The following is a 24,955-nucleotide window of genomic DNA, read 5'->3' on the forward strand; positions in this document are numbered from 1 at the left end:
TTGAGTCCACAGGGGCGGGATCGGGCGTTATTTTTTTTGCCAATGCGACAACGCGAGGGCGCCGACTAAAATGGCGCCTTTTATAATGTCTTGGGCGTAGTACGGAACGTTGGCCATCGTCAAGCCGTTCAACAACACCCCCATCAAAATCGAGCCGAACAACGTGCCGATGACGTTCGGCTTGCCGGCGCCAAAGACGGAAAAGCCGATGTAGGCGGCGGCGACGCCGTCCATCAAAAACGAGGCGCCGGCGGACACTTGCCCGGTGCCGATGCGTGAAGCGAGGACGATGCCGCCAAGGGCGGCGAAAAAGCCGCTAATGATGTACGCGTACGTCCGGTAACGGTTCACCGGAATCCCCGACAGCCTTGCCGCTTCCCGGTTTTCCCCCGTCAAATAAAAGAGGCGCCCCGGTTTGGTGTATGTCAAAAACAAATGGGTAGCTATAACGACAAACAGCATCAGCAAAACGGAAAACGGCACGCCGAACAGCTCTCCTTGGCCGATAAATAGAAAGGAAGGGATGAATTTGCCCGGCGCCGTGCCGCCGTCTGGCAGCGGCATATCGTTATAAATCGAAAATCCTTTCGTATAGGTGAGCTGTACGCCGTTGATGGCGTACATCGTCGCCAATGTCGCAAGCAAATCCGGCAATTTGAATTTGACGATCAAGAGCGAGTTGAGCAGTCCGACGGCGACGCCGAGCAACAGCGGCACGAGCAAGGTGACGAAAATTTCTTGGCGGTACAGAACAAGCGCCGCCGCACTGGCGATCGTCGCAAGGCTGACCGTTGACCCGACCGATAAATCGAAGCCGTCAACGATGAGCGAAAACGTAATCCCGATCGCCACGAGCGTCACGATCGAAATCGAACGCAAAATGTCGCTGAAGTTTTCATACGTGAAAAACCGGTCTTGCGTGATGCCAAAATAGGCGATCACGGCCAGAATGGCGAGCAATGTCCCGTGTTTATACAAAAACTCAAGAATAGACGGTGCCGTTTTTTTCGACGGCGTCGCGGAAACGGTCGGCTGGTTCATCGATTTCACCTCCGCTGCAATAATAAACAAGCTGCTCGTACGTGAGTTCAGCGGCCGGCAGGCGGGCGAGCAGCCGACCGTCGACCATCACGTAGATGGTGTCGCAAATGTCAAGAAGCTCTTGACATTCACTGGAAAAGTACAGCACCGTTTTTCCTTCATCGGCAAGGGAGCGGATGATGGCAAACACGTCCTGCTTCGCGTGAACATCGATCCCTTTCGTCGGCTCGTCGAACAAAAAGACGCGCGCGTTCGTGTTTAGCCATTTGCCGATCACGACTTTTTGCTGGTTGCCGCCGCTCAAATGGCGGACAGCCGTGGCGCTTGACGGCGGATGAATGCCGAGCGAGCGCACGAGAGCATTGGCGGCTTCCGCTTCTTGTGCCCGCTTGATCCATTGCCAGCGCGCTAGGCGGGAAAGAAGGCGCACGGTGATGTTCGCCCGCACCGATTCGGGCAAAAACAGCCCTTGTTTGCGCCGTTCTTCGGGGATAAGGCAAACGCCGGCGGCGATGGCTTCATAGGGCGATGAGAACATATAACGTCTGCCATCTATTTTCCACTCGCCGGATGTGTTTCGATGGGCGATCAAGCTTTCAGCAAGCTCCGTCTTGCCGGCGCCGACCAAGCCGGCGATGCCGACAATTTCGCCGCGATGGGCGTATAGGTCGATGGTCGTGCCGGTTTTGTCAATCGTGATTCCGCGGGCGGCAAAGGCGATGTCGTCCCCGTACGTGCGCGCCTGGTTGGCAGACGTTCTTCGCTTTGTCCCGGTCATATGCAGGACGATGTCTTCAAGCGACAGGCTGTCGGCCGCGCCGTGATAGACGACGCGGCCGTCGCGCAAAATCGTCAGCCGGTCGGCGATTTCTTGCACTTCTTTCAGCTTATGAGAAATATAAATAAAGCCGACGCCTTGCTGTTTCAGCTCATGAATGATGGCAAACAGCCGCTTCGTTTCCGCCTCGCTCAGCGCCGCGGTCGGTTCGTCCAAAATGATGTAGCGCGCGTCGGATGACAGCACCTTCGCGAGCACGATCAGCTGCTTTTCGTGGAGCGAACAGTCGCGCACGAGCTTCGTCGGCGGGATGGAAAGGCCGACGCGGCGAAGGAGAGCGGCGGCCCGCTCTTTTTCTTGGCGCAGCGAGCGGATCGGCCGCTGCGTGGCGCGAGCGAGTTCATCGGCGGCGATGTTTTCGTACACTGACAAACCGGGAAACAGCGCTGTGTCGACTTCTTGCACGACAAAGCCGATGCCGGCTCGTTTCGCGTCAAACGGCGAGGAAAACGCGCATGGGGTGCCGTCGATTGCGATCGTGCCGGCATCAGGCGAAATGGCGCCGGCCAACATGTTCATCAGCGTGCTTTTGCCGGCGCCGTTCATGCCTAAAAGGGCGTGGACTTCGCCCGGACGAACGTCGAAGTCCACGCCGTCAAGCACGCGCACGGCGCCAAACGATTTTTCCATGCCCCGCATTGACAACCCGTTCATTTTTTGTTCACCTGAGCTTCCAACGTTTTCATCCACGGCGAGATGGCGACGTTCGATTGCCCCCAGCCCGGGATGTATTGCGAGAGATCGCTCATTGATACTTGTTTGTCCGGCAGGTCGGACCGTTTCACTAAATGCGGCTCGAGCGAGTAAATGTTCGGCGTTTTTTCACCAGCAATTTTTTGGTAGGCAAAGCGAACTTGCACGCGGCCGACTTCCGCCGGATCCGTCGCTGTCGTCGCCACCCACGGGCTGTTCGGTTTTTGGATCATTTGCAAATCTTCATCGCTCAAATCGATGCCGTACACTTTAATTTCCGTGCGCCCGGCTTGTTCGATGGCGCGCGTCGCCCCTTTGGCGAACTCGTCCCATGTGGCGAAGACGGCGTCAATGTCGCCTTTGTTCGGGTATTTTTTCAAAATCGCTTCCATTTGCGTTTGCGTGTCTAGCGCGGTGTTGGCGCTCGCTGTGCCGAACTTGGCGATTTCCTTAATGTTCGGGTAGCGTTTTTTGAACGCCTCATAAATGACATGGCGCCGTTCCATCGGAGTAAAGCCGCCGACCCAAATCGTGACGATGTTGCCCTCGCCGTTTAAATCTTCGGCGAGCGTCTTTAACGTTTTCCAAGCGAGGCTATAGTCGTCTTGGTCGATGACGGTGACGCCGGGAATGTTCAAATCGTTGTCAAACGCCACAACCGGAATGCCTTTGGCGACGGCTTTTTTTACCGGACCTTCGAGCGCATCGGCGCGGCCGTGGTCAAGCAAAATCGCGTCGACGTTTTGTGTAATGGCCGTTTCAACATACGATGCCATCTTTGTCAAATCGTTGTCGGCGTTGTAAATTTGCACTTCGCCGCCGAATTTTTGCACTTGTTCTTTCACGCCGGCGATGTATTGCGAGGAGAATGTGCCGATCGATAGTTGCATAATGGCGGCGATTTTCACCGGCTTTTTCAGTTTTTCCGGAATGGCCGCCTGCTCGCTGCTCGCGGCGGTGGAGCTGTTGGACGATGTGGCGTCGTTGTTGTTCGTTTGTTTCGTTTCGTTGGCCGGCTTGGCGCTCATGGCATCTTGCTCGTTCGTGCAGCCGGTTAAGATGGAAAACACCGTAAAGAAAAGAAGAAAAAGAGGTGATAAGGCTTTAAATCGTTTCATACTGCTCCTCCTTTGCGAATAACGATGGCAGCGCCGTTTCGTAATGGCCGCGGACGATGCCTTTTTCGGTAATGATGGCGGTAATGAGTTCGTTTGGTGTCACGTCAAACGCCGGGTTGTACACGTTGACGCCTTCCGGGGCGATGCGCACACCGGCGAGATGGGTCACTTCGTCCGGATGGCGCTCTTCAATCGGGATGTCCGCCCCTGTTTTTGTCTTGATGTCGATCGTAGACAGCGGCGCGGCGACGTAAAACGGAATGCCGAACGATTGAGCGAGCAAAGCGAGGCCGAACGTGCCGATTTTGTTCGCCGTGTCGCCGTTTCGCGCGATCCGGTCGGCGCCGACGATGATGGCGTTAATATGTTTCGCCTTGATCGTTTGCGCCGCCATGTTGTCGGTGATGAGCGTCACATCGACGCCCGCCTGCATGAGTTCCCATGTGGTCAGGCGCGCCCCTTGCAAAACGGGACGTGTCTCAAGGGCGTAGACGGACAGCTCGATTCCTTTTTCTTTCGCCAAATAAAATGGAGCAAGCGCCGTTCCGTAGCGGGCGGTGGCGATCGAACCGGCGTTGCAAATCGTCATCACCCGGTCGCCCGGGCGGAAAAGGGACAAGGCGTATTCGCCGATGCGGCGGCACACATCCTCATCTTCGATTTGGATGCGGATCGCTTCGTGAATGAGCGTTGTTTTCGCTTCGTTGACGGAAGCGGCGCTGTTGGCGGCGGCGACGAGCCGATCGAGCGCCCAAAACAAGTTGACGGCCGTCGGGCGCGCGCTCGCTAAGTAGTCGCGGTCTTGTTGCAAGCGGCGCTGAAATTCGTCCACCGCTTCGGTTTCATAGCGCGAGGCGGCGAGCGCCAAGCCATAGGCGGCCGTGATGCCGATCGCCGGCGCCCCGCGCACTTTCAACGTCGCGATCGCCTCATGGACGTCTTCGAGCGTATGCAAGTCGATGTATTCGGTGACCGATGGCAGTTTTTGCTGGTTTAAAATCGTGATATGCGTCTCACGCCATTCGACAGAGCGCGGGATGGCAAATGAGTTCATCGTCGTCTTCCTTTCTCGGTTGATCGATTGGCCCAAGCTGGCGTTGGACGGCCGGCCCGGGCAGAGGGTGTCATCGTTCCGTTTCGATAAACAGGCGGCGGAAGCCGTCCGTTCCCGCCAGTTCGGCGCGCTCAACGATCAGGCGGCGGCCAAGGCGGAGCGCGTGCCGTTTCGCGGCGAGCCGTTCGTCTTTTTGTTCAATGCCGTCGAGATCCGCCACATGGGCGAGGCCGATCGTCCGGCGGATGACTTCGCAGCCGGCAAAACCGACGGCGTCAATGAACGCTTGCCGCAGCACCTCATCAAGCAGTCCGGGCGTCGCGGCGTACGTTTCGACGCTTTCCGTCTGCCACAGCTCAGCGAAAATGGACGTAAACACCTTCCATGTTGAGTCGATGTGAACAAAGAGCGGTTGACGCTCCGCTTCAGGACGGGACAACGCATTTAACAGCAAATTGGCGAAAAATTGGCCAAGGTCAAACCCGATCGGGCCGTAAAAGGCGAATTCCGGGTCGATCACTTTCGTTTCGTCGTCGCTGGCGAAAATGCTGCCAGTGTGTAAGTCTCCGTGCAGCAGCACATCCGCTTCAGTCAAAAACTTGCGCTTCAGCTTCGCCGCTTCGAGGCGGAGGCGGTCATCTTCCCAAAGCGCTTCAACGTCTGGGCGCAATTCGTCCTCAAAGTTGTTCGTGTCATGGTCGAAAAACGGATCGGTGAAGACGAGATCTTCCGTAATTTTGCATAGCTCTGGATTGACAAAGCTTTGCGCCAACTTCTTTTTCTCTTGTTGGTTCATGCCGAAATCAGACGTGTAAAACGCCGTTTTGGCGATGAATTCGCCGATATGCCGGGACAACAGCGGGTACGTTTTCCCTTCGATCAGCCCTTTGCGCGCGATTTGCAAGCGAGACAAATCTTCCATTACCGTGATGGCGAGCGATTCGTCGGAATAATAGACTTTTGGGACGTATTGCGGCACATAGCTGGCAAACGTGCGCAGCGCGTTGCTTTCAATGACCGCGCGCTTTAACGTAAGCGGCCAGCTTTCCCCGACGACTTTCGCGTACGGCAGCGCTTGTTTGATGATGACGCCTTGCTTTGTTGCTTGGTCGACGATATGGAAAACAAGGTTCAAGTTTCCGTCGCCGATCTCGCGGCAGGCAAGCGGCGCCCCGTCGCGGAACAAGCCGAGGCGGACGGCGAGGGCGGTCGCTTTTTGTTCGGTGAGCGGTTCGTAAACAGCTGATTGGACAATCGTCATTTTCACGTTCCCCCTTTACGTTTTGGCAAATGAAAAAGCCTCTTTCGCATACGGAAAGAGGCTTGAAGATTATTTGTCTTCACGCCTCTTATCTTTCAGAAAGACAGCGGTCTTTCTGTTGGACTTAGCACCGTGCCCTGCGGAAGCGGGTCGCTTCCGGCGCCGCCCTTGGCGTGCGCCCTATCTCACGATAGCATTACGGTCGGTTGCTGGGCTTCATTGGGCCAATTCCCTCAGCCAACTCTTGATAAGAGTACCGGTCTGGCTATTGAGTTTTTGCAATTTTCGCGATGTTAACAATCGTTTGGTTGCTTGATTCGAATGATACAGGTTGGGCAGGCGGATTGTCAATACGTTTTGAAAAATTTTTTTGCCGCCTCGTCGTAATCGCGCGGCCGGCGGTCGGCAAACACTGGGATGCGCGCACGCACCTGTTTAACGAGCGCCGGGTCGATGTCCGCCAGAAGAACGCCCGGCTTTTCATCGGCCTCGGCGATGATTTCGCCCCACGGGTCGATGACGAGCGAATGGCCGGCAAAGACGTTGTTCGGGTCGCTTCCGGCCCGATTGCAAGCGATGACGTAGCATTGATTTTCAATCGCTCGCGCCATCAGCAGCGTCCGCCAATGGTGAAGGCGAGGAAGCGGCCATTCGGCGACGACAAACAGCACTTCCGCCCCGGCTAAAGCATGGACGCGAATCCACTCCGGAAAGCGGATGTCATAGCAAATGACTCCGGCGCACGACAGCCCGTCAAGCGAAAATAAGCCTGGCGCGTTTCCCGGCTGCAAATACAAATGCTCATCCATCAGTTGGAACAGATGAAGTTTGCTATATTCACTGACGATTTGGCCGCTTCGGTCGGCGACGATCATCGTGTTCGTCACACCGGCGGCGGTTTTTTTGGCGACTGAGCCGGCGACGAAATGGACGCCATATGTTTGCGCCAGGCGGGAGGCGAACGCTTTCGCCCGCCCGGCATCGTCATCGGCAATTTCGTCCAAGCGCGTCAAGTCATAGCCGGTCGTCCATAGTTCCGGAAGCACGACGATGTCGGCTCCTTCGTTGGCGGCGGATTGCACGGCTGTTTCGGCTTGCTGTTCGTTCGTTTGCGGATCGCCAAACGCGATATCGAGCTGGAGGCACGCGATGCGGATGGTCATTGTTTTTCACCCCAATGAAAAAATTTGCTTTACATTTTGCTTTTTACGATATATGATGTTGCACTAGAATTTCAAGAATTTTTCAAGAAGGTGTGGGCGATGACGATCGAATTTCCTTTTTCCGAACTGCTTGAACAGCTGCCGAAGCAGTTTTTTGCTTCGCTTGTCGCCAAAGTGGGAGAGAAAATCAAGGCCGGGCATGATGTCATTAATTTAGGGCAAGGCAATCCGGACCAGCCGACGCCGAAGCATATTGTCGAGGCGATGCAGCGGGCGGCGGCCAACCCGAAATACCATAAATACTCGCCGTTTCAAGGCTACTCGTTTTTGAAAGAAGCCGTTGCCGCCTTTTATGCACGCGAGTACGGAGTTGAGGTCGACCCGACCCGCGAAGTCGCCATTTTGTTTGGCGGCAAGGCCGGGCTTGTCGAGCTGCCGCTTTGCCTCGTCAACCCGGGCGATGCGGTGCTCGTCCCGGATCCGGGCTATCCGGATTACTGGTCGGGAATCGCGCTCGCCCGCGCGCGGATGGAAATGATGCCGCTTGTCGCCGAGCAGCAATTTTTGCCCGATTACAGCACCATTCCGGCGGCGGTTGCCGACCAAGCGAAACTGATGTTTTTAAACTATCCGAACAACCCGACCGGTGCGACGGCGACAAAAGAATTTTTCGCCGAGACGGTGGCGTTCGCCGCCAAGCACGGCATCGCCGTCGTGCACGACTTTGCCTATGGGGCGATCGGTTTTGACGGCAAAAAGCCGGTTAGCTTCCTCGAAGTTGACGGGGCGAAAGATGTCGGGGTGGAAATTTACACGTTTTCGAAAACGTACAATATGGCCGGCTGGCGCGTCGCGTTTGCCGTCGGCAACGAGCGGATCATTCGGGCGCTTGAGCTGCTGCAAGATCATTTGTACGTCAGCCTGTTCGGCGCCGTCCAAGAAGCGGCGGCCGCAGCACTTCTCGGCCCGCAAGATTGCGTCAACGAGCTTGTCGCGCTGTATGAAGCGCGCCGCAACGCCTTCATCGCCGCGTTGCGCGAGATCGGCTGGGAAGCACCGGCGCCGTCCGGGTCGTTTTTCGCCTGGCTCCCCGTACCGAAAGGGTGGTCGTCCGCCGAGTTTGCCGATGTGCTCCTTGAGCGGGCGCATGTCGCCGTCGCTCCGGGCATCGGCTTTGGCGAGCACGGCGAAGGGTATGTGCGCGTCGGCCTGTTGACCGATGAGGCGCGGCTCTGTGAAGCGGCCGAGCGGATCGGACGGCTCGGGCTGTTTTGAAAAAAATGATTGACAACGGCGGCAAAGGCTGTCATAATTCAAAGTAAATTTGCCATACTCGCCAAAATCGTTTGACAAGTGTATAGTTACGCAAGCATTCTTATCAAGAGCAGGCGGAGGGACGAGCCCAATGAAGCCCGGCAACCGGCTTGGTACATTCAAGCACGGTGCTAATTCTTGCAGCGGAAACGCTGAGAGATAAGAAGAGCGCCATAAACGAATGACGCCTCTTCTTATGAAGAGGCTTTTTTCTTTGGAAAGAGGGATGAATGATGAGTGCAGTGATGGCAACGTATTTGCTTCATGACGAGAAAGACATCCGCAAAAAGGCGGAAGGAATCGCGCTCGGCTTGACGGTCGGCACATGGACCGACTTGCCGGCGTTGGAGCAGGAGCAGCTTCGCAAACATAAAGGGGAAGTGGTCGCCGTTGAGGAGCTTGGCGAAAGCGAGCGGGTAAACGCGTATTTTGGCAAGCGGCTGAAGCGGGCGATCGTCAAAATCGCCTATCCGACGGTCAACTTCAGCGCTGATTTGCCGGCGCTTTTGGTGACGACGTTTGGCAAATTGTCGCTTGATGGGGAAGTGCGGCTGCTTGACCTTGAGTTTCCGGACGAGTGGAAGCGGCAATTTCCGGGGCCGCGCTTTGGCATCAGCGGCATTCGCGAAAAAGTCGGGGTATATAACCGCCCGCTGTTGATGAGCATTTTTAAAGGCATCATCGGCCGCGATTTGGCGTATTTGACGTCCGAATTGAAAAAACAGGCGCTTGGTGGCGTCGACCTAGTCAAAGATGACGAAATTTTGTTTGACAGCGAGCTTCTTCCGTTTGAGAAGCGGATTACGGAAGGAAAGGCCGCGCTTCGGGAAGTGTACGAACAAACGGGCAAACGGACGCTGTACGCCGTCAACTTGACCGGCAAAACGTTTGAGCTGAAAGAAAAAGCGAAACGGGCCGCCGAGCTTGGCGCCGACGTGCTGTTGTTTAACGTGTTCGCCTACGGGCTTGATGTGTTGCAAGGGCTGCGCGAGGATGAAAACATCACCGTCCCGATTATGGCGCATCCGGCGTTTAGCGGCGCGATCACGCCGTCTGAGTTTTACGGGGTCGCCCCGTCGCTGTTGCTCGGCAAGCTGTTGCGGCTCGCCGGGGCTGATTTCGTCCTGTTCCCGTCGCCGTACGGCAGCGTCGCTCTCGAGCGCGAGCAGGCGCTTGGTATCGCAAGGGCGCTCACCGATGACCAAGAGCCGTTTGCGCGCGCCTTTCCGGTGCCGTCGGCCGGCATTCATCCGGGGCTCGTGCCGCTTCTTTTCCGTGATTTCGGCCTTGACAGCATCGTCAACGCCGGCGGCGGCATTCACGGCCATCCGGACGGGGCGATCGGCGGCGGGCAGGCGTTTCGCGCGGCGATCGATGCGGTGTTGGCCGGTCGGCCGCTCCGCGAAGCAGCTGTTGAAAACGAGGCCCTACAAAAAGCGATCGACCGCTGGGGTGCTGTTGAGGTGGAAGCATGACGAGGCAGCTTGTTCTCTTTTGCGATTTTGACGGCACGATTACGGAAAACGACAACATTATCGCCATTATGAAACAGTTCGCCCCGCCGGAGTGGGAGGCGCTCAAAGACGACATTCTCGCTGAGCGCATCTCCGTTCAGGAAGGGGTCGGGAAGATGTTTTCCCTCCTTCCGTCTTCGTTAAAGGGCGAAATCGTCGATTTTCTGCGGCGCACCGCCCGTTTGCGCGAAGGGTTTCGCGAATTCGCCGCTTGGACGAAAGAGCAGGGCATTCCGCTCTATGTGGTGAGCGGGGGGATCGACTTTTTTGTCTACCCGCTGCTTGACGGGATCATCGAACGAGAGCGCATTTTTTGCAACGGATCCGATTTCAGCGGCGCGACGATCCGCATCACGTGGCCTTACGCGTGCGACGGTGAGTGCCAAAACGGCTGCGGCTGCTGCAAGCCGTCGCTCCTTCGCAAGCTTTCCCGCCCGGACGGGTATCATGTCGTCATCGGCGATTCGATTACGGACGTAGCGGTGGCGAAGCAAGCGGATTACGTGTTGGCGCGCGATTTTTTGCTCCAAAAATGCCAAGAGCTTGGCTTGCCCCATGCGCCGTTTGCGACGTTTTTTGATGTGATGGATCATTTGCAGCAGGTGGAGGTGGTCGTATGAGCCTCGTCGTGCAAAAATGGAACGAGCTCGCCGAGGTGAAGGCCGAGCTTGCCGCCCGCGACTGGTTTTTCGCGACAAGCGGTAATTTATCGATCAAAGTGACAAACGATCCGCTCACCTTTCTTGTCACGGCCAGCGGCAAAGACAAACGGAAGCAGACAGACGAAGATTTTCTGCTCGTTGATGGTGATGGAAACCCGGCGGAAGACACGCATTTGAAGCCGTCGGCGGAGACGCTGCTGCATGTTGAGATTTATCGGCGGACGAAGGCCGGCTGTGTGTTGCACGTCCATACGGTCGACAACAACCTCATTTCCGACGTGTACGCCCAAAACGGGGAAGCGGTTTTTTCCGGCCAAGAAATCATCAAAGCGTTCGGCATTTGGGAGGAAAACGCCGCGGTGCGCATTCCGATCATTGACAATGACGCCGACATCCCGACGTTGGCCGCTAAATTTGCGAAACATGTCGACGGCGATACGGGCGCGGTATTGATCCATAACCACGGCATCACCGTCTGGGGCCGCGACGCCTTTGAAGCGAAAAAACATTTGGAAGCATGGGAGTTTTTGTTCCGCTGGCAAGTAAAGCGGCTGCTTTTGCAACGGGCCGGCTTGCCAGTTGGTTGATCTATATTCATTTCCAAGGAGGATGAAAACGATGGCAGTCATTAAAGTGAAAAAAACTGGTCAAGTGATTGAGGGAGAGGACAACGTCCGCGCGTTTTTAAACAGCCAAGGTGTCTTGTACGAGCATTGGGATATCTCAAAGCTGCCGGAACATTTGCGCGACAAGTATGTGTTAAGCGATGAAGAGAAAGCGGAAATTTTAGCGGCATTTAAAGACGAGATCGAAGACTTGGCGGCGCGCCGCGGCTACAAAACATGGGACATTGTCGCTTTGTCCGACGCGACGCCGAACTTGGATGAGCTGCTGAAAAAGTTTGAACAAGTCCACATTCATACAGAAGATGAAGTACGCGCCATTACGGCCGGCCACGGCATTTTCATCATCAAAGGCGACAAAGAAACGGGCTATTTCGATGTGGAACTCGAAGCCGGCGATGTCATTTCCGTGCCGGAAGGGAATCCGCACTACTTCACATTGATGGATGACCGCCGGGTGGTGGCTGTCCGCCTGTTCATCGATCCGTCCGGCTGGGTCGCTCATCCGTACGAGGAAACAGAAGAAGGAACCCGCTGAAGCGGCTGTCGCGATAAGGTGGAAAGCGGCTGATTACTCCGAACCGTCTGCTTTCCCCGCCTTTTCCGCCTAGGCGCGCCGCTGCGCTGACGATCCGGTCGCACAAGGGGCTGACGTTGTCTGCCTTCAAGATCGGCGCAACAGACCGTGCGACAGAAGCAGCCCAACCCGTATACAGCAACGAAAAGGGGGCTGTCCCAAAGGGCGCTTTCCCCTCAAGAAAGCCCCCAACTCGTGTGGCAAGGAAGCGGTTAGTGCCTATATATAGCGACGAGAGAGGGTGTCCCGGTCCTTTTGGGACACCCTCTTGTACGATCCATCTCCTTGATGGAAGTTTTGCTTTCTTGTGCACGGAACTCATGTTTCGCGGCCTTTGCATATTATACAAAAAACAGCCCATCAGCGGTTGTGCGAGCCAATCGCTGGCCTCCTAAAGATGGTCAAACGTGTTTGGCCTTCGCCAAGAGGGCGTTTGGTGCGTTCCTAACGAGGCGAAGGCCGGCGTTAAAACGATTGGGTTAAAAATATCATAAATAAAATGCCGACAATAAACGCATACGTTGCTGCTCGTTCGTGTCCATCGCCATGGCTTTCCGGAATCAGCTCTTTGTAAATAATAAACAGCATGGCTCCGGCAGCAAACGCCAATCCATACGGAACTAAGCCGCGAAAGACGGAAGTCAAATAAAAGCCGAGCAGCGAGGTGACGATTTCAACCGCCCCCGTTAACGTGGCGATCAAAAAGGCTTTGAAGCGGCCGATTTGCTGGTTGACTAAAAACAAGGCGACTAGAAATCCTTCCGGCGCATTTTGCAAGCCGATGGCTAAGGCGATCAAATTGCCGATGGGAGAAGCGCTGTCCGAGGCGTAACTGACTCCGACCGACAGCCCTTCCGGAAGGTTGTGCAGCGTAATGGCAGCGATAATGAGCAGCGCCTTTTCATCAAATTGCAAGCCGCTTTTTGTATGTTCCAAATCTATATGGGGCACAGTCATTTCAAGCAGCGTTAAAGCAAGCACCCCCGCCGCCAATCCGATCAAAAGCGCCCCAAAACCGCCGGTTTGCAATGCTTGCGGGATTAGGCTAGCCATGGAAGCTGCCATCATAATGCCGGCAGAAAAGGCGAGCAACATGTCGCGCCACCGATGGGTGAGCGATTTGGCCATAAACAAAATCGGCACGGCGCCAAGCCCGGTCGATAAGGCGGACAGCACGCTGCCGACTAACACTCCGCTCATCGAATCCCTCCTCCTCATCCTTTATTCTTTTCATATGCGCTGGCAAAGAAAACGTGACAATCGCCCAAAGAGGCGGCGATTTCGTACAAAATCCTGCGATTCCATCTCGTTCTCAGTTAGAAAAGCTTGGCGAAATCAGCCTGCTTTTTTGGCAAAATGCCGCTCATTCCCTTCATCAATGGGAAAACGCGTGAAAAGCAAGGCCGATGCAGCATTTTCGTTAGAGAAATGAGATTGCCCATCGGTATACGATGAAATTACCAGCCTCCTAGAAAGCTGGTGAAAAACGGCAGATTCCCTTCATCAATGAGAGAACACGTGAAAAGTAGGACTGATGAAACAAGGTTTTCGAATGGAGAAATGACATGGCAAAGCCGTATCCACGAGTCAATCCCCGGCCTCCTAGGCGCTGCTACATAGGCTGTCATAAAGCAATTCCGGCTCAATCCCTTGGCAAGCTGGCACGGTGACAAAAAGAGCGATGCCGCCAAAAACAAGCGCGGCTTATATGATAACTTATCATAACGGAATTGGAACGGGGTTGGCGAGAAAAATGCATACATAAAAAAACGGTTGCCTGCTCGTTTTCTGTTCCAGTATAATTGCAAGTAAGAAACGGCCAAATGCAAAGGATTGGATGTTATGGAACAGAAAGGACAAGCACTCGAGCAATCGTTAAAATTATTTATCGTTCTCTCGCGGGCGTATCGCGCGGTCAGCGATCAAGTCAACAAATCGATCCACTCATTCGGGGTCAATCCCACGGAGTTTGCCGTGTTGGAACTGTTATATCATAAAGGCGATCAACCGCTCCAGCAAATCGGTGAGAAAATTTTGCTCGCCAGCGGCAGCATCACGTACGTTGTCGATAAACTGGAAAACAAAGGGTTGATCGTCCGCCGCGCTTGCGAGCGGGATCGCCGCGTCACATACGCTTCGATTACGGAAGAAGGACGGCGGTTTATTGAGCGCGTTTTTCCAGAACACGCCGAAACCATTCATGACACCGTGTCCGCGCTTACGGCAGAGGAGAAGGAGCAGGCCATCGCTTTGTTGAAAAAATTAGGATACGGGGCGAAACATGCCCTCACCGATCGAGACTGACGGTGTGTCAGTCTCTTTATTTTTGCCGAAAATGGATACGTTAATAAAGAAAGCAACAACGCCAAAGGAGGGAACGTGTATGATGATTCCCGTGGGGGTGTCGAACCGCCACATTCATTTGTCGAGCGAGCATATGGCGGCGCTGTTTGGCGAAGGCGTCGAGTTGACCGTGCTCAAGCCGCTGTCGCAGCCCGGGCAGTTTGCGGCGAACGAGACGGTGACGGTCGAAGGGCCGAAAGGGAAAATCGAAAACGTCCGCGTCCTCGGTCCCGTCCGTTCGCTGACGCAGCTCGAGATTTCGAAAACCGACAGCTTCAAGCTCGGCGTCGCGCCACCGGTTCGCTTATCCGGCGACATTGACGGAACGCCGGGCATTACGATTCACGGACCGAAGGGGACGGTGACCGTCGACAAAGGGGTGATCATTGCCAAACGGCACATTCATATGACGCCGAAAGATGCCGAGACGTTCGGCGTTCGCGACAAGCAAGTCGTGAAGGTGAAAACGCAAGGGGAGCGGGCGCTCATTTTTGATGAAGTCATCGTCCGCGTCAGCGACGATTTTGCCTTAGATATGCACATCGACACGGATGAAGCGAACGCAGCCGGCCTAAAAACGGGCGATTATGTTGAGCTGCTTCCGTCATGAAAATCATCCGTGTCAAAGGCGAACAAAGCGCCCTCTCGTTTGTACCGAGAGGGCGCCTTCCGTTAACGCGTAACGCGGACGCTTCTTCTCTGATCGATCTAGGGTGCCGGTGATTTCGTGCAAAACACCGTTGAGTTCGATCCATTTCTCAATTAGAGAAACCTTGAAGAATCGGTTTTCTTTTCTTAATGAAAATGTCGCCGCTTGGTGGTGGCATCGTTTTTTCACCAGCCTTCTAGGAGGCCGACGAGATGAAACGATGCCTCACGCCGAATGGCATCAATGACGCCGCCGCTGATTGATGACAAGAGCGTGCATGGCGGCTCATCCTTTCGGGTTAATGCAGCGATTCGTTCAAATAATGGTCAAACCATTCGACGATATGGCGAAGCCGCTCAAGGCGAAGCGTCGGGTTGCCGGTGCGCGACAAGTCATGGTTGGCGTCCGGAAAGCGAACGAATTTCGTTTCTCGCCCGAGTTGTTTCAAGGCGATAAACAGTTGTTCCGCCTGCTCGATCGGACAGCGGTAATCGCGCTCACTGTGAAGAATAAGAAGCGGCGTGTTCATCTGTTTGACGTATTTGAGCGGCGAATGATGCCAAAGCCGCTCGGCGTCTTCCCACATGTCGCAGCCGACCTCCCATTTGGTGAAAAAGTAGCCGATGTCGCTCACGCCGGAGAAACTGAGCCAGTTGGAAATCGAGCGCTGGGTGACGGCCGCTTTGAACCGGTTCGTATGCCCGACGATCCAGTTTGTCATAAAGCCGCCGTAGCTGCCGCCGGTGACGCCAAGCCGTGTTTCGTCAATGAAGTCGAATTGGCGAATGGCGGCGTCGACGCCGGCCATAATGTCTTCATAATCCATGCCGCCATAGTCGCCGCGCACGGCATTGACAAATGCCTGGCCATATCCGTGGCTGCCGCGCGGGTTCGTGAATAAGACGGCATAACCGCGCGAAACGAGCAATTGAAATTCATGAAAAAAAGTCAATCCGTACATCGCATGCGGCCCGCCGTGAATTTCGACGACAAGCGGCGCCTTTTCCCCTTCGCCAAGCCCGGGCGGTTTCATGATCCAGCCTTGAATGTCCGAACCGTCTGTTGATTGGTAGGTAAACGGTTCGGCATCAGCGAGCGCGACTTCGTTCTCGAGCGCTTCATTGACCGTGGTGAGCCGCGTTTTTGCGCCGTTTTCAAGTGAGATGGCATACAAATCCCCAATCACTGTCGGCTCGCTAATCGCGGCAACGGCCTGCTGTTCGTTCGGATGGACGGCGAGGCCGTATACATGGAAGTCTCCTTCGATGATCGGAACGACGGGTCCGTCAAGCGGGATGAAAAATACGTTGACGCGCCCGCGCTCCGAGGCGGTGACATACAGGCCGCTCCCGTCGTTTGCCCAAATCGGGCCCGGGCCTTTCGCATCAGCGTGCATGTCGCCGATCATCGCATCGCCGAGATGGACGTCCCAATCGGCGGTCAGCACCCGCGCCGTTCCACGCTCCGGCTCAAAAACGTAAAGCCGGTGAAGCGTCGCCCCGAGATAAGCCAAATCATGGCCGATGGCGGCGAGTTTTGTTCCGTCCGGCGACCAAGCGAGCGAGGCGAAGGTGCCGCATCCGTTCGTCACATTCGTTTCCGCTTTCGATTCGAGGTCAAGCAGCACAATGTCGCGTGTAAAGACGGTGTCGGGATCTTCGTTCCGGTTAGCCACAAAGGCAAGCGTCCGTCCATTGGGCGACACCGCAAACGAACCGATTTCCTCCTCGCGGCTCGTCAACGCTTCCGCTTTTCCCGTCGCCGCATCGATGCGCACGAGCACCGGTCGTTTGTCGTCAAGAAATCCTGCCGCGTCTGATTTGTAATAGAGACGCTCGACTACGCGCGGTTTCGGGTCCGCCGGCTTCGCTTCCTTTTTTTCCGGCTCTTCGCGGTCGGCGATCGTTTCGTCGTCGCCGATCGTCGTTAGGGCGATGAGAAACGTTCCATCCGGCGCCCAAACGTAATCGCGCACCCCATTTTTGAAAAACGTCAGCTGGCGCGCTTCGCCGCCATGGGCAGGCAACAGCCAAAGCTGCGCGCGTCCGGAGCGGTCCGATAAAAAGGCGATCTCTTCCCCCGTTGGGGAAAAGCGCGGTTTCGTATCGCGCCAGCGCCCGAACGTCCATGGACGGACGGAGCCGTCTTCGCTCCACATCGATAGATGCGAGCGGTATTGTTTTTCCTCGTCGATCGATTTTTCCACAAACACGACGCGCGTCCCGTCCGGGGCGTAGTGCGGGTCGCGCACGGAGCGGAGGCGAAGCAAGTCTTCTGCCGTCATGCCGCGGCGTTTCGTTTCGTGTTCGCTGTTCATGCCTGATCCCTTCTTTCGTAAGAAATGCTTGGTTGATAGATTGTTTCGCTTTTCGAAAGAAAAATCCTGCTTTTGGTGAAAAAAAAACGAACGTCCGTTGAGACGGACGCCCGCTTTCGATTATGCCGATCGTTTTTGTCTTTGTCGCTCGTGCTGTGCTGCTTTTCTCACTTGCGGGTAAAAGATCAAACCGCTCGCGAGCAAAGTGAGACCAAAGAGAAACGTTTTGATGTCCGCCGTGCCAGCGATGACGACCCAGACCGAATAGACGGTCGCTACAGCGGCAACGACGCCATCCGTTAGGCGGCTGCGCTCCCCTTGATACGTTTCGCCCGTGATGACAAGCTTTAATTGAAAGACGGACGCAATCAAGTACGGGACGAGGTACGCCAGCGTGGCGATGTAAATGACAAAATCAAACGCCGCGGCCATCGAGTGGGAAATCGTTGAAAAGATAAACAGCTGGGCCAACGCATTGGACAAGGCCAATGAAAAGCTCGGCGCCCGTCTGTCGTTTTCCTTTAAAAAGGACGGCAAAAACATCCCTTGTTTCGCCGCTTGGTACGGTACCTCGGCGCTCAACAAAATCCAACCGAGCGTCGAACCGAGCAAGCTGATAAGACCGAGTCCGGCAAGCACGTAGCCGCCGATAGGACCAACGATGGCGACAATGGCATCGACGAGCGGTTTTTCCGATTGAATGAGCTTCTCTTGCGGCAAGACGCCCATCACCAAAAAGCTGATGCCGATATAAATGGCCAAAGCGATCAGAAGACCGGCGATCGTCGCCCGTTTGACGTCCGCCTGTTTGCGGGCCCGCGCTGCGAACACCATCGCCGATTCAACGCCGACAAACGCCCAGAGTGTTGCTAACGCGGCGTTGTTGATTTGCCCGAGCAGGCTGATCGCTTGCCCATCCCCGTCATAGCGCGGAGCATTAAGGGGACCGATGACCGCCTTGTCAAAGGCAAACAGCGCGACGACGATAAACAGGAAAAAGCCGAGCACTTTGGCGGCGGTAGCTACAAAATTGAGCTTTCCGGCGTTTTCCACTCCGTGCAAAATGATGGCATGCATCCCCCAAAGGAGCGCCGTGCAGACGAGAAACGTCAGCAAATTTCCTAGTTTCAAAGGAAACGAACCGATCATGGCCACGGTGTGGTCGCTTGTCAAGACAGGAAAGAATGTCGATAAGTAGCTCGCAAACGTTGTGATGATGGCGACATTGCCGGCAAAGTTGCCGACCCAATAGCCCCATGATGACATAAACCCGGATAAAATCGACCAGTTCGACCCTTTCGGGAACAGCTCTTTCGCGTAAATTTGCGGCCCGCCGTTCAAGTCGGGCTTGCGGATCGCCAAGTTTCCAAACACAAGCGCTGTCATCAAAACGCCCGTTCCGGTCAACAGCCAAGCGAGCATGACGCCAAGGGGGCTGGCAGCCTCCGCGAGCGAACGCGGCAGCATAAAAATTCCCGAACCGACCATATTGCCGACGACTAGCGCCGTTAATACCCAAACGCCCAGTTTTTGTTGCTTACCCAACCGCTAACACTCCTTTTCAAAAAAATATGCACCCGCGCCTCTTCAGCGGGTGCATGGCATGTTCGCATCCAGACTGAATGGCGATAGCGCTCCATCGCCGTAGGCGATGGCAGTCCTGCGCCTGTTCGGCCGCAGTCCCAGCTTGCGGCGCCGGAGCGCGCCGCAAACTTCGGCGGTGAACCCTTTCCCGCTGCGTCATCGGCCGCTCCGAGCCTCGGCAGCGCTACTTTTGTTCACCGCAACCTCTATCCCATTGGTGGAGAGGGGGTATATGGTTGCCGACATTATAGTACTTAATTCGACAAAAAACGTCAAGTTGTTTTTGCTGGAAACGGCGCCGAACCGTTCGGATGGAAAAAACCGGTACGAAGCGGTTTTTCACCAGCCTTTTAGGAAGGCGGTGATTTAATCCTAGATACGGCTTTGCAATGGCATTTCTAAACTAGAAAAAACCTGATGCATCGGTCCTGCTTTTCACACGCTTTCCCATTAATGAGGGGAATCAACCGTTTTTCACCGGCCTTTTAGATGTCTTGTGAAAAACGGTTGTTTCTTTTGAGCGATGGGGGAGAGTTTGAAAGACGATCCTGATGCGACACGGCTTTTCTATGGGAGAAACGGGCTTGATCAGCGGCTTGCTCCCTTAAATCACCGCCTCTTAGAAAGATGTGGGACGGAAGAAGGATGTTCCCGCTTTTTTCGGATCGTCCGGGCAAAATTCAAAGGTTGGAAAAGGCAGGAGATTTTTGCACGACGGCGAATAGACAAAAAGGGCGAAAAAATACGAGCCCAATGCATGGTGATGAGATCATTCGTGAAGAGAGAAGGGGATGACGATGAAATTTTCCGAGTTTCGCTATGAGCGTCCGGACATCGATCAGTTGCAGGATGAGTTTCAAGAAGCGCTCGATGCGTTCCGCCGCGCCGGGAGCGCCGCCGGTCAGCACGAGGCGATGAAACGGGTGAACGAGCTGCGCCGCCGCTACAGCACGATGGCGAATTTGTGCCACATTCGCCATACGATCGATACAAACGATGAGTTTTATAAGAAAGAACAAGACTTTTTCGATGAAACGGAGCCGATCGTCAAAGGGCTCGTCAACGACTATTACCGCGCCCTTGTCGAGTCGCCGTTTCGCGCCGAGCTCGAAAAAACGTGGGGCGCGCAGCTGTTTGCCTTGGCGGAAACGCAGCTGAAAACGTACGCTCCGGCAGTGATGGAAGACTTGCAAAAAGAGAACAAGCTGGCGAGCGAATATACGAAGCTGATCGCCTCGGCGAAAATCATGTTTGAAGGCGAAGAGCGGACGCTCGCCCAGCTGCAGCCGTTCGTCGAATCGCCGGATCGCTCGATGCGCAAACGAGCGAGTGAAGCGCGGTTTTCGTTTTTCACCGATCATGAAAAAGAGCTTGATGAGCTGTACGATGAGCTCGTCCATGTCCGCACGGCGATCGCCGAGAAGCTCGGGTTCAAAAATTTTGTCGAGCTCGGTTATGCCCGTTTAGGCCGGACCGATTACAATGCCGAGATGGTTGCCAACTTCCGCCGGCAAGTGAAAGCGCACATCGTCCCGCTCGCCGTCAAACTGCGCGAACGTCAGCGGCAGCGGATTCAGGTCGATCGGCTTACGTATTATGATGAGCCGTTCATGTTCCCGAGCGGCAACCCGGCGCCAAAAGGGGACGCCGTTTGGATCGTCGACAACGGCCAGCGCATGTATGAAGAGCTGTCGCCGGAAACGGGCGCGTTTTTCCGCTATATGATCGAACATGAACTGATGGATCTTGTCGCCAAAAAAGGGAAAGCGAGCGGCGGCTATTGCACGTATATTGACGACTACCAAGCGCCGTTTATTTTCTCGAACTTTACCGGAACGTCCGGCGACATTGACGTATTGACCCATGAAGCGGGGCATGCGTTCCAAGTGTACGAAAGCCGCCATTACGACATTCCGGAATACAACTGGCCGACGCTTGAGGCGTGCGAAATCCATTCGATGAGCATGGAATTTTTCACATGGCCGTGGATGGAGCTGTTTTTCGCCGAGGACGCCGATAAATACCGATTCGCCCATTTGAGCGACGCGCTCTTGTTTTTGCCGTACGGCGTGGCCGTTGATGAATTCCAACACGCCGTCTACGAGCGCCCGGACATGACGCCGGCCGAGCGGAAGAAAACATGGCGCGACATTGAGAACGTGTATTTGCCGACAAGGGATTACGACGGCCACGATTACCTTGAACGGGGCGGCTTTTGGCAGCGGCAAGGGCACATTTACACCGACCCGTTTTATTACATCGACTACACGCTCGCGCAAGTGTGTGCGTTCCAGTTTTGGAAGCGGGCGCAAGACGACCGGGCTGCGGCGTGGCGCGACTATGTGGCGCTTTGCCGATTGGGCGGCAGCCGGCCGTTCACCGAGCTCGTCCAATGCGCCAACCTCCAGTCGCCGTTTGCCGACGGGGCGGTCGCTTCGGTCGTCAGCCATATCGAACGGTGGCTGGACAGTGTCGATGACAAAGCGTTGTGAATGAAAAAGGTGGAACGGCATCGTTTCACCTTCTTTCTTCAAGACGGAGAAACACTTATTGCGCTAGGGGGAAAAACGATGATTCGGAAAGCAGCTTTCAGCGATGTGCTGGCGATTGCTGCTGTCCATGTGGACAGTTGGAAGACAACATACCGCGGCATCGTGCCGGATGCGTACTTGGAGACATTGGCAGTGGAAGAAAAACAAACGTTATGGGAGAAGGTGCTCAGCCAAGCGGACCATTCCGTGTTTGTCGCCGAGGAACACGGGCGCGTCGTTGGCTTCATCTCCGGCGGACGAAACCGGGCGAGCGACGGCCCAGCGGCCCACTATGACGGGGAGTTGTACGCGGTGTATTTGCTCAAAGAGGCGCAAGGAAAAGGATGGGGACGGCGGCTTGTGCAAGCTTTGGCCCGCGACTTGGCGCAAAAAGGTATTCATTCGCTCGTCGTCTGGGTGCTTGCCGCCAATCCGTCGCGCGGTTTTTACGAACGGCTTGGCGGTGAAAAACTGGCCGAGGAAAGGGTGGAAATCGGCGGAACAGCGTTATCGGAGTGGTGCTACGGCTGGCAAGACATTCAAACGATGAACTAGGAAGGGGCTGCCGAACCGTCGGCAGCTTAAAAAATGTATTTTGTGAGTGATTACTCACTTTACAAGTACGTATTCCTGTTTTATACTTCTTGTGAGTGATTGCTCACTACTTCATTTTTAAGAAGGAGGAAAGGCTTATGAGTGTTTTGAAAAATAAGTGGGTGGCCTTGTCACCCGTCATTGTGGCCGTTGTTGTATTGATTTTCTCTCTTGTTCTCATTCCAACAGTGCACCCGACACCGCAAAAACTTCCCGTTGCGTTTGTCAACGAAGACGAAGGGATGCAATTGCCGAATCAGCCGTCGATCAACATGGGGAAGAACATTGAACAGGCCATCAGAAACACCATGAAATCGAATGCAACAGAAAAGGATCAACCGCCCATTGATTGGATAAACGTTGATAGCGAGATGGAAGCGCGAAAAGGGATGGATAAGCAAAACTATTATGGCGCTCTCATTATTCCAAAAGATTTCAGCCAGAAAGTAACGTCTCTGCAGACGGTCCATCCTTCTTCCCCAAAAGTGAAAATCATTGTCAATCAAGGAATGAATGCCGCAGTGTCTACGATCGTGCAGCAAATCTTGAATCAAATGGTGGATCATATTAACACCAATGTACGCCAACAATTGTTGCAAGCGATGGCGAAAAAAAGGGTGATGATGAAAGCTGAACAGGCCGCTTTTCTCGCCTCACCTGTTGGGAAAGAGACAGCCGTCGTTCACTCGGTCGGCACACATAGCGCCAACGGCAATGCGCCTGTTTCGTTCGTTCAGCCGATTTGGATGACAAGTCTTGCCGCGGCGGCGCTGCTATATTTAGCGATGGACCGGCGTGGGGTGGCACGCCGGCGGGAGAAACTGGCCGCACAGGTGATGAAAAACGTTGTCGGACTGCTTCTAGCGCTTATAGCAGGATTTGGATTTATCGGAATGGCCGACGCCATCGGATTTCACATCCCTTCGTTTATCAATATGGCGCTGTTTGTTTCGCTTGCTTTTTTCAGCTTCTTTACCATCGAAAGCGCCGTGTTGGCTTGGATTGGTTTCAAAGGGATTCCGATTTTTGTTCTTCTTTTGTTCTTCGGTGCTCCACTGCTTTCCATGGCGCCAGAATTGATGACATCGTTCTATCGGGATTGGGTTTATTCGTGGCTGCCACAACGTTTCATGGTGGAGGGGCTTCGGGAACTGTTTTTCTTTAATCAGAAGCTGCAATGGAACGAACCTGTTTTCGTCTTATGTTCGTTGGCGCTTGCTGGGATTGTTCTCGTCATTGTTTCGGCATTCAAGAATGATTCTGTTCAGCAGTCGGGGGAACCCGGCAAACTGACGGTTTCATCATGATACGCAAGGAGGAATAAAAAATGCTCGCTCATCCACCTATTCAAGTCGAGCGTGTTTCCAAGCGGTTTGGAAAAAAAGTGGTCATCGACGATGTGTCGTTGGATGTCCGCGCGGGGGAAATTTTCGGTCTGCTCGGCCCGTCGGGAGCCGGCAAGACGACATTGGTGCGCATGATCGCCGGCATTGATCAAGCGAGCGAAGGCACGATTCGCGTGCTGGGCGTGAACATGCCTGATCTTGGCGCCATGAAGCGGATCGGCTTTATGGCGCAGTCGGATGCCTTGTACGGAGAATTGACTGCGCTCGAGAACATGCAATTTTTTGCTTCGATCTATGGGTTGCGAGGGAAAAAACAAAAAGAACGGATCGATGATATGCTTGCGCTCGTCAACTTGACGAATGATCGGAAAAAGCCGGTGCACCAATACTCAGGCGGGATGAAGCGGCGGCTGTCGCTGGCGATCGCCTTGCTTCATGAACCCGAAGTGCTCATTTTGGATGAGCCGACGGTCGGCATCGATCCAGTGCTACGCCAATCGATTTGGGCGGAGCTCGAGCGGATTCGCCAGCGTGGTACAACCATTGTCGTCACGACCCATGTGATGGATGAAGCGGAAAAGTGCGGGCGGCTTGGCATGATTCGCGAAGGTCGGTTGATTGCCGTCGGCGGCCCGGATGAATTGAAACAAAAAGCAGGCGCAGAAACGATTGAACAAGCGTTTTTGACGTTTGGAGGTGCTCGTCGATGAGAGTGTTGGCCATTGTCGTCCGCATCATCCGCCAATTTTTCCGCGACAAGCGCACGCTGGCGCTCATGATTGTCGCACCGATGTTCGTCTTGTTGTTAATGGATTTGGTGTTTAATGGCGAAGAATACAAACCAGCCATTGCCGTCAGCGAACACGTGCCTGAGGCGGTTGTTGACAAGTTGAAAGAAGCAGGAGCGAACGTGAACGAGCTGTCGGCAAAACAAGCGCGAAAGCAGCTGGACGATCAAGACATTGACGCGTGGCTTGACATGAGCGGAAGCGCTCCGCACCTTACGCTGGAAGGAAGCGACCCGACGGCCAATCAGGCGGTGCTGGCCGCGGTGCAGCAGGCGTTTCAGTCCATGGCGCCCAAGCCCCCGTTTCAGCTGAAAACAACGTATTGGCACGGATCAAGCGACATGGCGTCATTTGATTATTTCGGCCCCGTGCTGATCGGCTTTTTCGTCTTCTTTTTTGTCTTTTTGATTGCCGGAGTGTCATTTTTGCGCGAGCGGACGAATGGGACGCTCGAGCGGTTGATGGCGACGCCGCTCAGGCGCTGGGAAATGGTCGTCGGCTACATGATCGGGTTCGGGCTGTTTACGACGATTCAGGCAAGCTTAATTTCATGGTTTGCCATTGATGTGCTCGACATGATGATGGAAGGTTCGTTCGTGTATGTGCTGCTCATCACGTTTTTGCTGGCGATGACGGCGCTGGCGCTCGGGATGCTGCTGTCGGCGTTCGCCAACAACGAGCTGCAAATGGTGCAGTTTATCCCGCTTATCGTCGTGCCGCAAGTGTTTTTCTCCGGCTTGTTCAACCTTGACACGATGGAACAATGGCTGCGTTCGCTGAGCGTCATTATGCCGCTCACCTACGGGGCGGATGCGCTGCGCGATATTATGGTGCGCGGAGAGGATTGGAGCGCTATCGCTGTTGACGTATACGTGCTGCTTGGCTTTACGTTGCTGTTTATGGTATTCAATGTAGTAGCATTGAAAAAATACCGCAAGCTGTAAG

At 54.7% G+C, this 24,955-nt stretch carries 21 protein-coding genes and 3 riboswitches; of the genes, 12 read left to right on the forward strand and 9 right to left on the reverse strand.

All coding sequences use genetic code 11. From position 1 onward, the window contains the following. Positions 1 to 27: 27 nt before the first annotated feature. The 6 genes from ACTVIM_RS04690 to ACTVIM_RS04715 form a co-directional block, all read right to left on the reverse strand. Positions 28 to 1,041, reverse strand: coding sequence for an ABC transporter permease (locus ACTVIM_RS04690; RefSeq protein ID WP_445613816.1), 1,014 nt, complete (start codon positions 1,039 to 1,041; stop codon positions 28 to 30). Then, on the reverse strand, positions 983 to 2,533 hold the full coding sequence (locus ACTVIM_RS04695) for a sugar ABC transporter ATP-binding protein (RefSeq protein WP_445613817.1): 1,551 nt from the start codon (positions 2,531 to 2,533) through the stop codon (positions 983 to 985). Before ACTVIM_RS04695 ends, ACTVIM_RS04690 begins: the two co-directional genes overlap by 59 nt. Further along, entirely contained in the window at positions 2,530 to 3,690 is a 1,161-nt protein-coding gene (locus ACTVIM_RS04700) for a sugar ABC transporter substrate-binding protein (RefSeq protein ID WP_033017635.1), read from the reverse strand. The genes ACTVIM_RS04695 and ACTVIM_RS04700 overlap by 4 nt, the downstream gene beginning before the upstream one ends. Then, the gene (gene mtnA, locus ACTVIM_RS04705) at positions 3,677 to 4,744 is read right to left on the reverse strand and encodes an S-methyl-5-thioribose-1-phosphate isomerase (protein ID WP_445613818.1); all 1,068 of its coding nucleotides are present in this window, start codon (positions 4,742 to 4,744) and stop codon (positions 3,677 to 3,679) included. Before mtnA ends, ACTVIM_RS04700 begins: the two co-directional genes overlap by 14 nt. Before the next feature lie 70 nt (positions 4,745 to 4,814). After that, positions 4,815 to 6,005 (reverse strand): S-methyl-5-thioribose kinase, encoded by a 1,191-nt coding sequence (mtnK, locus tag ACTVIM_RS04710; RefSeq protein ID WP_445613819.1) that lies wholly within the window; start codon positions 6,003 to 6,005, stop codon positions 4,815 to 4,817. Positions 6,006 to 6,090: 85 nt separating this feature from the next. Further along, positions 6,091 to 6,259: riboswitch (SAM riboswitch) on the reverse strand. Positions 6,260 to 6,352: 93 nt separating this feature from the next. Beyond that, positions 6,353 to 7,168 carry a carbon-nitrogen family hydrolase gene (locus ACTVIM_RS04715; RefSeq protein WP_445613820.1) on the reverse strand — a complete coding sequence of 272 codons (816 nt, stop codon included), beginning with the start codon at positions 7,166 to 7,168 and terminating at the stop codon, positions 6,353 to 6,355. Between the two features lie 99 nt (positions 7,169 to 7,267). Here ACTVIM_RS04715 and ACTVIM_RS04720 point away from each other — a divergent pair, with 99 nt between their 5' ends. The 5 genes from ACTVIM_RS04720 to ACTVIM_RS04740 all read left to right on the forward strand — a co-directional run bounded on the left by ACTVIM_RS04720 (position 7,268) and on the right by ACTVIM_RS04740 (position 11,819). Then, positions 7,268 to 8,443, forward strand: a complete 1,176-nt coding sequence (locus tag ACTVIM_RS04720) for a pyridoxal phosphate-dependent aminotransferase (protein ID WP_445613821.1) — start codon at positions 7,268 to 7,270, stop codon at positions 8,441 to 8,443. Between the two features lie 97 nt (positions 8,444 to 8,540). Continuing rightward, positions 8,541 to 8,648, forward strand: a riboswitch (SAM riboswitch). A gap of 67 nt (positions 8,649 to 8,715) precedes the next feature. Continuing rightward, positions 8,716 to 9,957, forward strand: a complete 1,242-nt coding sequence (gene mtnW / locus ACTVIM_RS04725) for a 2,3-diketo-5-methylthiopentyl-1-phosphate enolase (protein WP_445613822.1) — start codon at positions 8,716 to 8,718, stop codon at positions 9,955 to 9,957. After that, positions 9,954 to 10,616, forward strand: a complete 663-nt coding sequence (gene mtnX, locus ACTVIM_RS04730) for a 2-hydroxy-3-keto-5-methylthiopentenyl-1-phosphate phosphatase (protein ID WP_445613823.1) — start codon at positions 9,954 to 9,956, stop codon at positions 10,614 to 10,616. Before mtnW ends, mtnX begins: the two co-directional genes overlap by 4 nt. Beyond that, a complete protein-coding gene (locus tag ACTVIM_RS04735; RefSeq protein ID WP_445613824.1) occupies positions 10,613 to 11,245 on the forward strand; it encodes a methylthioribulose 1-phosphate dehydratase in 633 nt (210 codons plus the stop codon). The genes mtnX and ACTVIM_RS04735 overlap by 4 nt, the downstream gene beginning before the upstream one ends. Positions 11,246 to 11,276: 31 nt before the next feature. Then, positions 11,277 to 11,819: a 1,2-dihydroxy-3-keto-5-methylthiopentene dioxygenase gene (locus ACTVIM_RS04740; RefSeq protein WP_445613825.1), complete on the forward strand. Its 543-nt coding sequence runs from the start codon at positions 11,277 to 11,279 to the stop codon at positions 11,817 to 11,819. A gap of 504 nt (positions 11,820 to 12,323) precedes the next feature. Here ACTVIM_RS04740 and ACTVIM_RS04745 read toward each other — a convergent pair. Then, on the reverse strand, positions 12,324 to 13,058 hold the full coding sequence (locus ACTVIM_RS04745) for a ZIP family metal transporter (protein ID WP_445613826.1): 735 nt from the start codon (positions 13,056 to 13,058) through the stop codon (positions 12,324 to 12,326). 642 nt (positions 13,059 to 13,700) lie between these two features. On the opposite strand from ACTVIM_RS04745, the gene ACTVIM_RS04750 reads away from it, so the two are divergent. Both ACTVIM_RS04750 and ACTVIM_RS04755 read left to right on the forward strand, forming a co-directional pair. Next, positions 13,701 to 14,162, forward strand: a complete 462-nt coding sequence (locus tag ACTVIM_RS04750; RefSeq protein ID WP_144973417.1) for a MarR family winged helix-turn-helix transcriptional regulator — start codon at positions 13,701 to 13,703, stop codon at positions 14,160 to 14,162. A 79-nt stretch (positions 14,163 to 14,241) separates the two neighbouring features. Further along, the gene (locus ACTVIM_RS04755) at positions 14,242 to 14,811 is read left to right on the forward strand and encodes a phosphate propanoyltransferase (protein ID WP_172418596.1); all 570 of its coding nucleotides are present in this window, start codon (positions 14,242 to 14,244) and stop codon (positions 14,809 to 14,811) included. Positions 14,812 to 15,148: 337 nt separating this feature from the next. Here the strand turns inward: ACTVIM_RS04755 and ACTVIM_RS04760 are convergent, their stop codons facing one another. Next, positions 15,149 to 17,167, reverse strand: coding sequence for a S9 family peptidase (locus ACTVIM_RS04760; RefSeq protein WP_445613827.1), 2,019 nt, complete (start codon positions 17,165 to 17,167; stop codon positions 15,149 to 15,151). 120 nt (positions 17,168 to 17,287) lie between these two features. Beyond that, positions 17,288 to 18,712 (reverse strand): amino acid permease, encoded by a 1,425-nt coding sequence (locus tag ACTVIM_RS04765; protein WP_445613828.1) that lies wholly within the window; start codon positions 18,710 to 18,712, stop codon positions 17,288 to 17,290. Positions 18,713 to 18,788: 76 nt separating this feature from the next. After that, a riboswitch (Lysine riboswitch) is annotated at positions 18,789 to 18,968 on the reverse strand. 580 nt (positions 18,969 to 19,548) lie between these two features. Between ACTVIM_RS04765 and ACTVIM_RS04770 the strand changes: the two genes are divergently transcribed. The 5 genes from ACTVIM_RS04770 to ACTVIM_RS04790 all read left to right on the forward strand — a co-directional run bounded on the left by ACTVIM_RS04770 (position 19,549) and on the right by ACTVIM_RS04790 (position 24,954). Then, positions 19,549 to 21,243, forward strand: a complete 1,695-nt coding sequence (locus tag ACTVIM_RS04770; RefSeq protein ID WP_445614305.1) for a M3 family oligoendopeptidase — start codon at positions 19,549 to 19,551, stop codon at positions 21,241 to 21,243. Between the two features lie 78 nt (positions 21,244 to 21,321). Continuing rightward, positions 21,322 to 21,837, forward strand: coding sequence for a GNAT family N-acetyltransferase (locus ACTVIM_RS04775; RefSeq protein ID WP_445613829.1), 516 nt, complete (start codon positions 21,322 to 21,324; stop codon positions 21,835 to 21,837). A gap of 95 nt (positions 21,838 to 21,932) precedes the next feature. After that, on the forward strand, positions 21,933 to 23,183 hold the full coding sequence (locus tag ACTVIM_RS04780) for a DUF3533 domain-containing protein (protein WP_445613830.1): 1,251 nt from the start codon (positions 21,933 to 21,935) through the stop codon (positions 23,181 to 23,183). A gap of 20 nt (positions 23,184 to 23,203) precedes the next feature. Next, complete coding sequence (locus ACTVIM_RS04785) at positions 23,204 to 23,932, forward strand: ABC transporter ATP-binding protein (protein WP_445613831.1); 729 nt, start codon at positions 23,204 to 23,206, stop codon at positions 23,930 to 23,932. Further along, positions 23,929 to 24,954 carry an ABC transporter permease gene (locus ACTVIM_RS04790; protein ID WP_445613832.1) on the forward strand — a complete coding sequence of 342 codons (1,026 nt, stop codon included), beginning with the start codon at positions 23,929 to 23,931 and terminating at the stop codon, positions 24,952 to 24,954. The genes ACTVIM_RS04785 and ACTVIM_RS04790 overlap by 4 nt, the downstream gene beginning before the upstream one ends. Position 24,955 lies beyond the last annotated feature (1 nt).

It is taken from the genome of Geobacillus sp. YF-1 (assembly GCF_052692335.1).